Source organism: Nonomuraea jabiensis (assembly GCF_014204795.1).
Lineage (GTDB): Bacteria > Actinomycetota > Actinomycetes > Streptosporangiales > Streptosporangiaceae > Nonomuraea > Nonomuraea jabiensis.
The window spans coordinates 709,967-723,359 of sequence record NZ_JACHMB010000001.1; the positions used below are offsets into that span (position 1 = coordinate 709,967).

General features: G+C 70.0%; 17 protein-coding genes and 1 tRNA gene. 11 read left to right on the forward strand and 7 right to left on the reverse strand.

Annotated elements, in window-relative coordinates:
- Positions 1 to 17 precede the first annotated feature (17 nt).
- The 5 genes from HD596_RS60145 to HD596_RS03115 all read left to right on the forward strand — a co-directional run bounded on the left by HD596_RS60145 (position 18) and on the right by HD596_RS03115 (position 3,659).
- Positions 18 to 1,145, forward strand: a complete 1,128-nt coding sequence (locus tag HD596_RS60145) for a DUF2510 domain-containing protein (protein WP_221519156.1) — start codon at positions 18 to 20, stop codon at positions 1,143 to 1,145.
- A gap of 68 nt (positions 1,146 to 1,213) precedes the next feature.
- Positions 1,214 to 1,807, forward strand: a complete 594-nt coding sequence (orn, locus tag HD596_RS03100; protein WP_185067782.1) for an oligoribonuclease — start codon at positions 1,214 to 1,216, stop codon at positions 1,805 to 1,807.
- Between the two features lie 68 nt (positions 1,808 to 1,875).
- A tRNA-His gene (locus tag HD596_RS03105) sits at positions 1,876 to 1,951 on the forward strand.
- A 189-nt stretch (positions 1,952 to 2,140) separates the two neighbouring features.
- Positions 2,141 to 2,335 carry a helix-turn-helix domain-containing protein gene (locus HD596_RS03110; protein ID WP_235030925.1) on the forward strand — a complete coding sequence of 65 codons (195 nt, stop codon included), beginning with the start codon at positions 2,141 to 2,143 and terminating at the stop codon, positions 2,333 to 2,335.
- 49 nt (positions 2,336 to 2,384) lie between these two features.
- Positions 2,385 to 3,659, forward strand: coding sequence for an NAD(P)/FAD-dependent oxidoreductase (locus tag HD596_RS03115; RefSeq protein WP_185067783.1), 1,275 nt, complete (start codon positions 2,385 to 2,387; stop codon positions 3,657 to 3,659).
- Here HD596_RS03115 and lat read toward each other — a convergent pair.
- The 5 genes from lat to HD596_RS03140 form a co-directional block, all read right to left on the reverse strand.
- Positions 3,649 to 4,923, reverse strand: coding sequence for an L-lysine 6-transaminase (gene lat / locus HD596_RS03120; protein WP_185067784.1), 1,275 nt, complete (start codon positions 4,921 to 4,923; stop codon positions 3,649 to 3,651). The genes HD596_RS03115 and lat overlap by 11 nt on opposite strands.
- Positions 4,924 to 4,989: 66 nt before the next feature.
- A complete protein-coding gene (locus HD596_RS03125) occupies positions 4,990 to 5,532 on the reverse strand; it encodes an HdeD family acid-resistance protein (RefSeq protein ID WP_185067785.1) in 543 nt (180 codons plus the stop codon).
- Between the two features lie 46 nt (positions 5,533 to 5,578).
- Positions 5,579 to 5,944: a PPOX class F420-dependent oxidoreductase gene (locus HD596_RS03130; RefSeq protein ID WP_185067786.1), complete on the reverse strand. Its 366-nt coding sequence runs from the start codon at positions 5,942 to 5,944 to the stop codon at positions 5,579 to 5,581.
- Complete coding sequence (gene trhA / locus HD596_RS03135; RefSeq protein ID WP_185067787.1) at positions 5,944 to 6,591, reverse strand: PAQR family membrane homeostasis protein TrhA; 648 nt, start codon at positions 6,589 to 6,591, stop codon at positions 5,944 to 5,946. The genes HD596_RS03130 and trhA overlap by 1 nt, the downstream gene beginning before the upstream one ends.
- Positions 6,592 to 6,659: 68 nt before the next feature.
- Positions 6,660 to 8,174 (reverse strand): penicillin-binding transpeptidase domain-containing protein, encoded by a 1,515-nt coding sequence (locus tag HD596_RS03140; RefSeq protein ID WP_185067788.1) that lies wholly within the window; start codon positions 8,172 to 8,174, stop codon positions 6,660 to 6,662.
- A gap of 71 nt (positions 8,175 to 8,245) precedes the next feature.
- Between HD596_RS03140 and HD596_RS03145 the strand changes: the two genes are divergently transcribed.
- The 6 genes from HD596_RS03145 (at position 8,246) to HD596_RS03170 (ending at position 11,925) form a co-directional block, all read left to right on the forward strand.
- The gene (locus tag HD596_RS03145; RefSeq protein ID WP_185078259.1) at positions 8,246 to 9,067 is read left to right on the forward strand and encodes a spermidine synthase; all 822 of its coding nucleotides are present in this window, start codon (positions 8,246 to 8,248) and stop codon (positions 9,065 to 9,067) included.
- Between the two features lie 97 nt (positions 9,068 to 9,164).
- Positions 9,165 to 10,103, forward strand: coding sequence for an SPFH domain-containing protein (locus HD596_RS03150; protein WP_185067789.1), 939 nt, complete (start codon positions 9,165 to 9,167; stop codon positions 10,101 to 10,103).
- 5 nt (positions 10,104 to 10,108) lie between these two features.
- Entirely contained in the window at positions 10,109 to 10,369 is a 261-nt protein-coding gene (locus tag HD596_RS03155) for a type II toxin-antitoxin system antitoxin (protein ID WP_376775817.1), read from the forward strand.
- Complete coding sequence (locus tag HD596_RS03160) at positions 10,338 to 10,988, forward strand: GPP34 family phosphoprotein (protein ID WP_185067790.1); 651 nt, start codon at positions 10,338 to 10,340, stop codon at positions 10,986 to 10,988. Before HD596_RS03155 ends, HD596_RS03160 begins: the two co-directional genes overlap by 32 nt.
- A gap of 41 nt (positions 10,989 to 11,029) precedes the next feature.
- Positions 11,030 to 11,569, forward strand: coding sequence for a MarR family winged helix-turn-helix transcriptional regulator (locus HD596_RS63505; protein ID WP_221519158.1), 540 nt, complete (start codon positions 11,030 to 11,032; stop codon positions 11,567 to 11,569).
- The gene (locus HD596_RS03170; RefSeq protein ID WP_185067791.1) at positions 11,566 to 11,925 is read left to right on the forward strand and encodes a nuclear transport factor 2-like protein; all 360 of its coding nucleotides are present in this window, start codon (positions 11,566 to 11,568) and stop codon (positions 11,923 to 11,925) included. Before HD596_RS63505 ends, HD596_RS03170 begins: the two co-directional genes overlap by 4 nt.
- Here the strand turns inward: HD596_RS03170 and HD596_RS03175 are convergent.
- Both HD596_RS03175 and HD596_RS03180 read right to left on the reverse strand, forming a co-directional pair.
- The gene (locus tag HD596_RS03175) at positions 11,918 to 12,247 is read right to left on the reverse strand and encodes a nuclear transport factor 2 family protein (RefSeq protein ID WP_185067792.1); all 330 of its coding nucleotides are present in this window, start codon (positions 12,245 to 12,247) and stop codon (positions 11,918 to 11,920) included. The two genes, HD596_RS03170 and HD596_RS03175, sit on opposite strands and share 8 nt — an antisense overlap.
- Positions 12,248 to 12,287: 40 nt before the next feature.
- The gene (locus tag HD596_RS03180; RefSeq protein WP_185067793.1) at positions 12,288 to 13,373 is read right to left on the reverse strand and encodes a low temperature requirement protein A; all 1,086 of its coding nucleotides are present in this window, start codon (positions 13,371 to 13,373) and stop codon (positions 12,288 to 12,290) included.
- Positions 13,374 to 13,393: the final 20 nt, after the last annotated feature.

The following is a 13,393-nucleotide window of genomic DNA, read 5'->3' on the forward strand; positions in this document are numbered from 1 at the left end:
TTACTAATCTGGCGAACATGACCACGCAGACCCCCGCGGGCTGGTACCCGGACCCCTACGGAGAGCCCCAGCTCCGCTGGTGGGACGGCACCCAGTGGACCGACGCCCTCCACGCGCAGCAGCCCGGGCAGGGCGGGCCCCCGCAGCAGCCCTCCGGGCCGCAGCCGCAGCCCCCGTCGCAGCCCCCGTCGCAGCCACAGCCCCAGCAGCAGGCACAGGGGCCGTCGCAGCCCCAGTCGAGCCCCGACTGGTCGGCGACGCCCGCGAACCCCACGCTCCAGTTCGGCCAGCCGACCTACGGACAGGGGCCCTACGGCCGGCCGTCGGCGCCCACCCAGTGGGGCGGCCCGCCGCTGCCCGGCGTGACCTACGGCCCGCCGCCCAAGCAGTCCAACCCGCTGCCGTGGGTGTTCGGGGGGCTGGCGGCCCTGGTGGTGGTCGCGCTGATCGTGGTGGCCGGCATCTTCTTCATCAACCGGAGCACCACGCCGACGGCGTCGCTGCCGACACCGGCCGACTCGTTCGGCCAGGAGGACCCTCCGAGCCAGGAGCCCCCCTCCAACGACCCGCCCTCCCAGGGCGCCACCGAGCTGCCCCAGCCGGTCGGCGGCCGCGTCACCGACCCGCAGGCCGGCCTGTCCTTCGAGGTGCCCGGCAACTGGACGGTGCCCCAGTCCGCCCAGGTCAACGGCCCCAGCCCGGCCCCGACCCAGCAGCTGTGGTCGGCCGGGGTGCAGGCCGTCTCGCAGGAGAAGTACGACGGCGAGGGCGACTGGATCGGCAACATCTACACGGGCCTGCTCAACGAGCTCTATCCCTATTCCGGCGCCGCCGGCATGGGCGACACCGCCAAGGCGGTCTTCGTCGACTTCTCCACCAAGTTCTACCAGCTCAACCATGAGACCAAGGTGGTGGAGGACAAGGCGATGAAGATCGGCGACAAGGACGCCTGGGTGCTGCAGTTCCAGCTCGACTTCTCCAAGGTCTCCGAGGAGAAGGGCTACAAGTGGAAGAAGGAGAACGGCGCGATCGTGCTCATGGACCGCGGCGACGGGCAGCGGCCGGCCATCCTGTATGCCTCCGTTCCCGACAATCTGGGCACGGACGTGCTGGCCAAGGTTCTCGGCTCGCTCAAGCCCGCCTAATCAGTGGCACTAGGCTGGTGGGGTAACAAGCGGGCGGATTGCTCCGAGCCGCTGGGCGAGGAGAGCGAATGAGTGACTTGCTGGTCTGGATCGACTGCGAGATGACCGGGCTCGACCTGGGGCGCGACGCGCTCGTCGAGGTGGCGTGCGTCATCACCGACAGCGAGCTCAATCAGCTGGACGAGGGCGTCGACGTGGTCATCAAGCCGCCGCCGGAGTCGCTGGAGCAGATGTCGCAGGTCGTACGCGAGATGCACACCGCCTCGGGGCTCCTGCCCGAGCTGGCGGGCGGTGTGACGCTGGCGGAGGCCGAGTCGGTCGTGCTCGACTACATCCGGCGGCACGTCCCCGAGGCGAAGAAGGCGCCGCTGTGCGGCAACTCGATCGGCACCGACCGCACGTTCATCTCGCGCGACATGCCCGGGGTCGATGCCTATCTGCACTACCGGATGATCGACGTCTCGTCGATCAAGGAGCTGGTGCGCCGCTGGTACCCTCGCGTCTACTTCGCGGCGCCCGAGAAGCAGGGCGGACACCGGGCTCTGGCGGACATCACGGAGAGCATCAGGGAGCTCCGCTACTACCGCGCGGCGATCTTCGTCGCCCAGCCGGGGCCCGACTCGGCGACCGCGAGATCCCTGGCAGAGCGTGTCAGCGGCTAAAGGAGTGGCGTAAAGACTCCCGAACCCCGCTACACTTTTCCTGTGCCACCACACAGGGGTGGTTCATGGTGGGTGTAGCTCAGTTGGCAGAGCGCCAGGTTGTGGTCCTGGATGTCGAGGGTTCAAGTCCCTTCACTCACCCCACGCGAGGCACGGCCGGTCCTTCGGGACCGGCCGTTGTCGTTTTCTCCCAACAACGGCCCCAAATCACGACATTGCGAGTTATGCTCGCTGTCTACCGCTAACGCCGGAAGCACGGGGGCCATCGGCGATCTGACCGTCTGCGCGCCCCCCGGAGGCCGGATGAGAGTCGACGACGCAGCGTTCGATAGCGTGTTCACGTCCCTGAGCAAGCGTGAAGCCGAGGTCATGGACCTGATCGCCACCGGTCAGTCCAACGGGCAGATCGCTCAACGGCTGTTCCTCAGCGAGAAGACGGTCAAGAACCACGTCAATCGCATCTACGCCAAGCTAGGGGTGGACTCACGGGTCACCGCCATCGGCCTGTGGCGGTCCCGCCAGGAGTAACCCGCCTTCCGCGAGCCGGCCCGAGCCACCCGGCGGGCCGGCCGCGGGCATGCCGTCGCGGGCCGCCGGTTCCATGAGCACATTCGGGGGCAGACCCCATGGCATGGTTCAGAGACCGCGAGTCGTGGTGGTGGGTGGCGGATTCGCCGGGCTGGCCGCCACGAAGGAGTTGGCCAAGGCCGGAGCGCTGGTGACGCTCATCGACCGCAACCCGTACGCGACGTTCCAGCCCCTCCTCTACCAGGTGGCCACCGCCAGCATGGGCAGCGCGGACGTGTCGTACCCGATCCGCACGTACGCCGCCAGGTGGCCCAACGTGCGGGCGCGCCGGGCCGCGCTGAGCAAGATCTTCCCGAACGAGCGGCGGGTGGAGCTCGACGACGGCAGCGGGATCGACTACGACTACCTCGTGCTGGGCACCGGCGTCACCACCAACTGGCTCGGCATCGAGGGCGCGCAGGAGAACGCGCTGCCCATCTACTCGCTCGGCGACGCGGGGGTGCTGCGCCGGCGGTTCCAGCAGTACCTGGAGGACACCGCGGCGGGCCGGCGCGAGAGCGTGCACGTCGTGGTGGTCGGCGCGGGCGCGACCGGGGTCGAGATGGCGGGCACGCTGGCCGAGCTGCGGCGGCGCACGCTGCCGCTGACGCATCCCGAGATCAGGCCGGAGCAGACCAGCGTGACGCTGGTGGAGCGGTTCGACTACGTGCTGGCGCCGTACAAGCCGCGGCTGCGCGACAGGGCGGCGGCCGCGCTGCGCAAGCGAGGGGTGAACCTGCGGTTGGGCGCCACGGTGGCGTCCGTCGAGCCGGACGCCGTGGTGCTGTCCGACGGCACGCGGCTGCCCTCCGACGTCACCGTGTGGGCGCTCGGCGTCACCGCGCCCAAGCAGGCGGGCGACTGGGGCCTGCCGCAGGGCAAGGGCGGGCGGATCACGGTCACGCAGGCGCTGAACGTGGCGGACCATCCCGAGATCTTCGTGGCGGGTGACCTGGCGGGGCCGCCCAACCCGCTCCCCCAGCTCGCCCAGCCGGCGATCCAGATGGGCGAGCACGTGGGCCGGCAGATCGTGGCGGCGCACCTGGGGCGGTCACCGGCGGCGTTCAAGTACCACGATCCGGGCATCATGGCCACCGTCGGCAAGGCGGAGGCCGTGTTGCAGCTGTCCAACGGGATGACCGTGTACGGGCTGCCCGCCTGGCTGGCGTGGATCTTCATCCACGTGGCGTACCTGCTGGGCGGGCGCAACCGCATGACCGTGCTGCTGAACTTCTTCTGGCGCTACTTCGGGCCGCGCCGCGCGGCCACCAGCGTCACGCAGTAAGAGCCTCCGACAGGGCCCGGAGGCCGTGGTCGACGTCGGCCTCCGGGATGTTCAGCGCGGGCCTCAGGCGGACGGAACGGGGCCCGCAGGGCAGCACCAGCACGCCGTGCTCCTCCCTGAGTCGGGTCACCAGCGCGTCCCGCTGGGCCTGGTCGGGCAGGTCGAAGGCGCACATCAGGCCCCGGCCGCGGACGTTCGAGATCGACTCGGGGCGTTCGGCCTCCAGCTTGGTGAGGCGTTCGAGCAGGACGGTGCCAAGGGTGCCGGCGCGGGTGATCAGGCCGTCGCGTTCGACGATCTCCAGGATGCCCCGGCTGCGGACCATGTCCACCAGGCCGCCGCCCCAGGTCGAGTTGATCCGCCCGCTCTGCTGGAACACGTTGTCCGGCACCAGGTCGACGCGGCGGCCCGCCATGATCCCGCCCACCTGCACCTTCTTCGCGAAGGCCACCACGTCCGGAGCGAGGCCCAGCTGCTGGTACGCCCACGGGGTCCCGGTCGTCCCCCCACCCGTCTGGACTTCGTCAAGGATGAACAGGGCGTCGTACTCGTGGCACATGTGCTGCATGGCCTGCAGGAACTCGGGCCGCATGTGGTTGTCGCCGCCCTCGCCCTGGATGGGCTCCGCGATGAAGCAGGCGATGTCATGCGGATTCCGCTCGAAAGCCTCGCGGGCCTGGGCCAGCGCGCGCTCCTCGGCCGCCTCCACGTCTCCGAAGTGGATGGCGGGCACGTCGATCCGCGGCCAGTCGAACTTGGGGAAGCGGTCGGTCTTGCCCGGCTCGGTGTTGGTGAGGCTCAGGGTGTAGCCGCTGCGGCCGTGGAAGGCCTTGGTCAGGTGCAGGACCTTGGTGCCCAGGTCGCGTGAGCGTCCGGCGGCCTCGTTGCGGCGGCTCTTCCAGTCGAAGGCGGTCTTGAGCGCGTTCTCGACGGCCAGGGCGCCGCCCTCGACGAAGAACAGGTGCGGCAGGTCGGGGTCGCCCAGCACGCGGACGAAGGTGTCGACGAAGTCGGCCAGATGCTCGGTGTAGATGTCGGGGTTCGCCGGTTTGTTCCGGGCGACCTGGCCGAGCAGGAGGGCGAAGTCGGGGTCGAAGGCCGGGTTCACCCCGAGCGGGGCCGAGGCGAAGAACGTGTAGAAGTCGAGGTATCGGCGGCCGTTTCGGGCGTCGACGAGCCAGGAGCCGCGGCTGAGCTCGAGATCGAGCACGAGCCGGTATCCGTCGACGAGCAGGTGGCGGGCGAGGCGGGCGTGTACGTCCATGGAGACTCCACGTGCGTCGGTCTGACCGGATGTTCCTCTTGAGGAACGCGGACATCTACGCAAAATTTACGGCATACCTACCCCGTGAGTGAAGTTCTTCACACGGAACGACAGAGCGATCATGGCGATGCCGTGCAGGATCGCGAAGATTCCGACCAGCCAGACGAGGCTGAGCAGTCCCGCACCCGGCCAGATGAGCAGCAGGATGCCGAAGATCAGCGACAGGATGCCGCCGATGATGAGCATCCATTCGTTGTCGATGGCCTTGCGGAGTTTGATGCCGGCGAGGATCTCCGAAACGCCGGCGAAGATGGCCCAGAAGGCCACGACGTAGAGCAGAGCCAGTGACGTGATGCCCGGCCAGACAAATGTCGCGATACCGGCCAATATCCCGATAATTCCCGAGAAAATCAGCCAAGCTCGCGACTCGGCCCCGTGCCGGAACCCGGCGAACAGCTCAGCCACGCCGCCGACCAGCGCGTACGCACCGAAGAAGATCACGAGCACGAGCAGAGTGATCGCCGGCCAGATGAGCGCCAGGATGCCGAAGATCAGCGACGCGAGGCCGCGTATGAGTAGAAGCCACCACGACCGTGTGATATCTCCCATACTGGTCTGATTTCCAGGTAATGCCCGAAAACAGACCAGTGTGGGGTCAAATGTCGGTGATCCGCACTCCAACGGTGCCGGTGCTCCCCCTGCGGAGCCTGCTGCCGAGCAGCGTGATCCGCCCCAGGAGGCCGTACTTGCGCCGCAGCAGCCCGCGCACCCGCTCGGTCTCGGCCGCGTCGAGCACCACCGCCCGGCCCCTGACCGGCTCGGTCTTCAGCTTGCCCCGCACGTCGCAGCCGGCCACGCTGACCTCGGGATTGTTCCCGATCCGCTTGATCTTGCCGGAGTCGGCGACGGTCCAGAAGACCACCGCGTCACCGTCCTGCGCGACCCACACCGGGGTCGCGACAGGAGTGCCGTCCTTCCGGTACGTGGTCACCGAGATGTACTGCTCTGCCCCAAGGTTCATCACACGTGCGAGTAGACCACGATCGACACCGCGATGTACTGGACCAGGTACGCCGCGAGGGTGAAGGCGTGGAACACCTCGTGGAAGCCGAACCAGCGGGGCGACGGGTCCGGACGGCGCAGGCCGTACACGACGGCCCCGGCCGAGTAGAAGACGCCCCCGACGGCCACCAGCACGACGGCGACCACGCCCGCGCCCTCCAGCAGCTGCGGCATCACGAAGATCGCGGTCCAGCCCAGCGCCAGGTAGAGGACGGTGTAGAGCCAGCGCGGCGCGCCCATCCAGAACACCCGGAACAGCACCCCGGCCAGCGCGCCGCCCCAGATCACGGAGAGCACCGCGATCCTCGCCACCCCGTCCAGCGCGAGCAGGGCGAAAGGCGTGTACGTGCCGGCGATGATCAGATAGATGTTGGCATGGTCGAACCTGCGCAGGAACTCCGCCAGTCGCGGCCCCATCGTGCCCCGATGGTAGGTCGCCGAGATCCCGAACAGCAGACCGGACGTGATGGCATAGACGGCGGAGGCCATCCGCGCCTGCAAGGTCGGGCCGAGCGCCACGAGCACGAACCCCGCGACCAGCGTCACGGGCAGCGCCCCGGTGTGCAACCAGCCTCGCAGCCTGGGCTTGACGGTGATGGTCGTCATGAAACCTACGGTACCGTAGGTTAGGGTCGCCTCACCTCCCTGGTGCGTGGGATACGGGCTTTCGCAGGTCAGAGGCCGTTGAAGAAGCGTGCGGCGATGGGGACGGCGGCCTGCCGGCCGGAGCCGCCGTGCCGTACGAAGACGCAGAAGGCCAGGTCGTCCCGGTAGCCGATGAACCACGCGTGCGACAGCTCCTCGTCCGGCACCTCGGCCGTGCCCGTCTTGCCGGCCACGCCCTCCGGCAGCCCCATGTCGCTCGCCGTGCCGTGATCGACGACGGCGGCCATCATGTCCCTGAGCGAGGCCACGATCCCCTCCTCCATCCGCACGTCCTTGTGCGGAATGCCGTCGATCCGGCGCACCTCCGCGTCCGACAGCAGCCGGGGCGAGCGCCAGGTGCCGCTCTGCACGGCGGCGGCCAGCGCGGCCATGCACAGCGGCGTGGCGACCACCTGGCCCTGGCCGATCGCGTCGAGGCCGAACATGTCGGGATCGTCGGTCTCCTGCATGGCGCCGCAGGTGCCGCCGATGCCGGTCGCGATCTGGCGGCCGAACCCCCACTCGTCCGCCGTCTCGCGCAGCTGGTCCGCGGTGAGCCTGGTGGTGGCCTGCTCGACGAACGTCGTGTTGCAGGAGTACGCGTAGGCGTCGGTGAAACTGATGAGCCCGCGGTCCACCTCGCCGTCGTTCTTGAAGGGCGCGTGGAACGGGATCGTGTACGTGCCCGGGCACCGGACCTCCGCCGCCGGGTCGAGCCCGCTCCCGAGCAGCGCCGCCGCCGTGATCGTCTTGAAGACCGACCCAGGGGGGAAGACGTCCCGGACCGCGCTGTAGTTGTTCTTGAGCCGGTCGGCCAGCGCCAGGATCTCGCCGGTGCTCGGCCGGATGACGACCATCGCGGAGTCGTCGACCCCGTCCAGCGCCCTGGCGGCCGCCGCCTGCACGGGCCGCGACAGCGTGGTGCGCTCGACGTCCGCCTTGGGCCGGCGGGCCAGCAGCTGCCGGGCCGGCTGCCCCGGCACCTTCGACACCAGCTCCCAGCCGCGGGACGACGACGCGAACTCGGGTTTGAGCTGGTCGAGGTAGGCGTCGGCGTAACTGTCGTTCGGGATGCGCGCCCCCTCGCTGGTGACCAGCTCGGCCGCCGACGCGTCGACCTCGTCCAGCTCCAGCGTGCCGCCGTCCTTGAGCAGGGGGTGCAGCGTCTCGGGGGCCCACAGCACCTTCCAGGCCCGATCCCGCACGCCGAGCCGCAACGTGCTGTCGAACGGCCACGCCCCGAGGTCGGCGAGCTGCCGCACCCCGGCGAACGGCACCTCGGCGGCCCCCTCCCCCGTGCTCCTCAACCGCCCCGGGGTCAGCCGGATGGACTCGATGTGGAGCTCCTCCGTCAGCCGGTGATGCCGGACGGCGAAGTCGGCCGGCGGCTGGTACACCAGGCGCGCCATGCGCGACACGTCACCCTTGCGCCAGGCGTCGAAGTAGTCGGCGGCGGTCTGGGAGGCGCTGCCCTTGACCCGGTTCGATGCCGCGACTGCGAACGCACCCGCCCCAACCACCGCGACAAGTGCGATAGCGAGCATAATCAGCCTTCTCCGTCGCATACGGTTTCTCCCAGGAGGGGATCAGCGTGGGACGTGGACAGCGGGAACCGATGCCGGGCGTGTATCCGGTGACGTTCGGCGAGGTCGAGCTTCTCCGTGACCTGGACAGGCAGGACGGCTGGGTGCTGTCCAAAGATGGCGTACCTCAGTCGTATGTTGATCTTCAAGACCCGACATTTCTGGAATTTGAGTATGTACGACTCATGGCGGATGTGATCGACCTTTTGTCGGAAGGGCCGCTGAGCTGCGTACACGTGGGCGGCGGCGCCTGCACCATCCCCCGCTACGTCGCCGCCACCCGGCCCGGCTCCCGCCACATCGTCATCGAGCCGGACGGCCTCCTCGTCAACCTGGTACGCGAGCAGCTCGACCTGCGTTCGGTGCCCCGCCTGAAGGTCATCGTGGCCGGGGGCCGCGAGGGCACCGCCAAGGTCTGGGACGAATCGGCGGACCTGGTGGTGCTGGACGCCTTCACGGGCGCGACGATGCCCGTCGAGCTGGCCACGGCCGAGTACATGGGGGACATCGCCAGGATCCTCCGCCCCGACGGGACCCTCCTGATCAACATCGCCGACGGCAAGGGCCTGGCCTTCGCCAAGCGCCTGCTCGCCACGGTGACCGGCACGTTCGGCCACGTGGCCCTGCTGGCGGAGCCGGGCATCATGCGCGGCCGCCGCTTCGGCAACCTCATCGTGGCCGCGTCCCGCACCGGCCTGCCGGTGGACCTCCTGACCCGGCGCGCGGCGGGCGGGCTGACGCAGGCGAGATGCGTGCACGGCGAGGCGCTGGCGAACTTCGTCGCCGGCGCCGCCCCCATCAAGGACGGCGACCCGGTCCTCGCCCCCGTTCCCCCGCCCGCCGTCTTCGGCTGACCGGCCCGAACCTCCCGAGCCGAGACCTCTTCTCCGCACGCCCAAAAAGTGATATCACTTTGATAGCAGACAGAGTGGCCAGAAGAGGGGACGGGCGATGACAGACACATCGTTCGAAGGGACCGTCGTGGACATGCCGGCGCCGCACACCAGCGAGCGCCCCGTCCGGGCGGCCAACGGATTCGTGCTGTTGGGGGTGGCTGTGGTGCTGATCCTGGGCGGGGTGGCGTTACTCGCGCTGGGGATCGTCATGCTCGCCGACGGAGCCGGGCAGTCCGGCGCGTGGCTGGTGGTGGCGGCCCCCCTCATAGTCCTGCTGGGCGCGACGCTGTGCTTCGGGCTCACCGCCGTGGCGCCGGGCGAGGCCAGGGTGGTGCAGCTGCTCGGCCGGTACGTCGGCACCCTGCGGACGCCGGGCTTCCAGTGGGTCAACCCGTTCACGGCGCGGCGGCGGGTGTCCACCAGGATCCGCAACCACGAGACCGAGGTGACGAAGGTCAACGACGCGGACGGCAACCCGATCCAGATCGCGACCGTGGTGGTCTGGCAGGTTCAGGACACGGCGCAGGCGGTGTTCGAGGTGGATGACTTCGTGGAGTTCGTCGCCATCCAGGCGGAGACGGCGGTGCGGCACATCGCGGGCGTCTACCCGTACGACTCGCACGGCGAGCCGCGGCTGTCGCTGCGGGACAACGCCGACGAGATCAACGAGCGGCTGTCCGCGGAGATCGGCGCCAGGGTGGCCTCGGCCGGGGTGAAGGTCATCGAGTCGCGCATCGTCCACCTGGCGTACGCGCCGGAGATCGCCCACGCGATGCTCCGCCGCCAGCAGGCCGGCGCGGTGGTGGCGGCCAGGCAGCGGATCGTCGAGGGGGCGGTCGGCATGGTCGAGATGGCCCTGGCCAGGCTCGCCGAGCACGAGGTGGTGGAGCTGGACGAGGAGCGCAAGGCGGCCATGGTCAGCAATCTCATGGTGGTGCTGGTCGGCGACCGCGACACCCAGCCGGTGGTCAACACCGGCACGCTCTACCAGTAATCGCCGTGGAGCGGAAGAAGATCCTGCTGCGGCTCGACCCGGTGGTCCACGACGCGCTGGCGAAGTGGGCCGCCGACGACCTGCGCAGCACGAACTCGCAGATCGAGTTCCTGCTGCGCAAGGCCCTCTCGGAGGCCGGTCGCCTGCCCGACAGCGTGGGGCGCATGCGCCCCCGCGGGCGCCCGCGCAAGGCCCCGGAGCCGGAAGAAGCCCTGGGAGAAGGGGAGACGGCGGATGCAACCGCGGACGACGACACAGCAGGGTGAGTCCCCGCCGAGGTCGGTTTTCCTGCTGGCCTTCGACCTCCGCAAGGAACGGCCGACCGACCGCCGCCGGCTGGGCTGCCTCCTGCGCGCGGCGGCGCTCGCCGAGCTCATGACGAGCGGCAGCCTGGCGGACGAGTCGGGCAAGGCGCGGGCGGTCACCGCCCCCGCCGCCCCCGGCCGGCTGCAGGCGGCCGTCTGGGAGCAGATCGCCGGCTCTCCGCCCCGGTCGTGGGGGAGCTGGATCCGCAAGGACCACGCGCAGGCGTATCGGCTGGTCCGCGACGAGCTGGAAGCCGCCCGGCTGGTCCGGGTGGAGCGCCGCCGGGTTCTGCTGTTCCCGGTCGAGCGGGTCACGCCGCGCAAGCCGTACCTCTCGCGCAGGCTCGCCGAGCACGTCGCCCGCGCGGTCCACGGCGGCCGGCCCCTCAGCCGGCTGAGCCCGGACATCCGCCTCCTGGCCGCGCTGGCGGCGGCGGCCCACCTCAAGACCGTCCTGCCCGGCCGGGAGTGGCGCCGCCGCCAGCACAGGGTGGAGCAGCTGTCGGCACCCATCGAGCCGATCACCACGGCGCTGCGGAAAACCCTGCAGGCCGACGCGAGCGCCGGCGGTGGCGGGTGAGTGGCGCCTTATGGAAGTACGTAATAAAGTATGGCTTCATTATGAAGTTAGAACATGATGACACCGGATTGCTCTACGACCCCGACGCCAGAGCCGCCATGCGCCGGCTCGCCGGCGACGACACCCTCACCTTCGAAGCCGCCGCCGCCGTCCGCACCGCCTTCCAGTCCATCGAGCGCATGCGCGCCCACGGCAGCGAGGGCCGCGGGCTCAGCTCCGGGGCGATGGACCTGCTGTTGCGGCTGAGCGACGCGGACGACGGCGGCGTCAGCATCGGAGAGCTGGCCCAGTCGGCGGGCGTGACGCCGAGGAACGCCACCGGCCTCGTCGACACCCTCGAGAAGGACGGGCTCGCGCGGCGGGTCCCGGACCCGCGCGACCGGCGGTCGGTGCTGGCCCGGATCACCCCCGAGGGGCGGGCATGGATCGAGGCGTTCAGGAGGCCGTCGCAGCTCGCCATGGCGGCGATCTTCCGGGGGTTCTCCCCCGAGGAGCTGACGTCGCTGCGCCACCTGTGCCTGCGGCTGGCCGGCAACCAGCAGCGGCTGGCCGAGCACCTGGCCGCCCAGGAGGCCCGATGAGCGCGCGCGAGGTCGTCAGGGCCTATCACGACGCCCGGTTCCGGGGCGCGGTCGAGGAGGCGGCGGCGCTGGTCGGCGAGCCGTTCTCGTTCAGGAGCCCGTTCATCTCCTCCGCCGACCCGGCCGGGCACCTGGCGGGGCTGGAAGGCTTCCTGCGGGTGGTGACGGAGGTGGAGATGATCAGCGAGCTGTACGGGGAGGCGGAGGCGACGCTGGTCTACGACGTGCACACGGCCACGCCGGCCGCGATCCAGCGCACGGCCGAGCACTTCCGGCTCCGCGACGGGAAGATCAGCTCGATCATGCTGATCTTCGACGCGGCCCCGTGGCAGCCGATGGCGGCCGCGATCAGGTGACCGGGACGGCGGCCGCCGTCTGGCGCCAGATCCTGCCGTCCCTGATGACCAGGGTGCCGTACGTGGTGACGCGGTTCCCGGCGATCGTCATCAGGGCGTTGTAGAAGATCACGTCGTCGGTCGTCCGCACCGAGACGACCTCGTCCACCTTGGGCTCCGCCGAGAGGTACGCCGTGAACAGGTCCCTGATCTCGGCGGGGCCCCTTGCGACGCGGTCGAAGCGGACGACCGTGGCGTCGTCGTGATACTGGCCCAGCAGCGCCTCCAGGTCACGGTCGGCGATGGCGGCCAGCTGGCGGTCGAACAGGTCCTTGGCGGTCATGCGGCACCTTCCGGCTGCGGGCGGAACAGGTCCTCGGGGGTCATGCGGCGCCCTCCGGCCGCGGGCGGAACAGGTCGTACGCCACCTGCGCCGCCGCGTACAGGATGATCAGGGGCAGCGCGGCGGCCACGGGAAGCGCCGAGGTGGCCAGCGTGAGCGCCGCCGCGCCGAGGCGGATGGCGCCCGCCCGCCGGTCGGACGAGCACAGGTGTTGCAGGCCGAGCACGGCGAGCACCACGGCGGCGGGCAGCCCGACGGACCAGCTCGACGAGGACGGGTGCATGATCGCGTGTTCGATCCCGATCCCGAACGCTACCAGCCCCAGCGAAAGCGGCAGATGCGAGTAGACCCACACCTGTCCGGCCAGCCGGGTACGCAGCACGACGGACTCGTCGATGTGGCCGAAGTACAGCCACCAGAAGCCCATCGCGATCGCCACCCCGGCCAGGGCGATCAGCAGCGTGCCCGGCGTCACGTCGTGGCCCTTCAGCCCGAGCACGACCGCCGCCACGACCTCGCCCAGGACGATCACCACGAACAGGCCGAAGCGCTCCGGCAGGTGCTCGGTCTGCGGCGGCAGCTTGCCCTGGGCTCCCCTGGTCAGCAGGGGCGTGACGAGGTCGATCGCCAGGGCGACGGCCCAGAACGCGTAGCGCTGGGGCGGGTCGACGGCGAGCGAGGCCAGCCAGATGAGCACCGCGACCGTGAACCCGACGGCGTAGCGGGTCGTCAGGGGCCTGGCCTCGGGCACGTGGCGACCGGCCCGGACATAGGCCACGATGAGCAGCACTCTGACCACCGCATACGCGATGGCGAAAAGTCCGGAACGCTGGTCGATGTCGCTCACGCTCGCCGCCATGGCCGCCACGGCCAGGATCTGCGGCAGCGCGAGCAACCGGTGGCTGACGTCGTCGGTGTCGAACCTGTTGGCGTAGAAGACGTAGCCCAGCCAGGCCCACCAGATCGGTACGAACAGGCCCACGAACGCCGGCAGGCTCGTGGGGAGCACATCGGCCAGTTCGGCGACGGCCACGACGAAGACGAGGTCGTACAGGAGCTCCAGCCAGGTCGCCCTGCGGTGCGCGGCTTCGAACAGCCGTAATCTAGGTGGCTGCCACTGGGTCACAACTACACCTTCCGCTATGT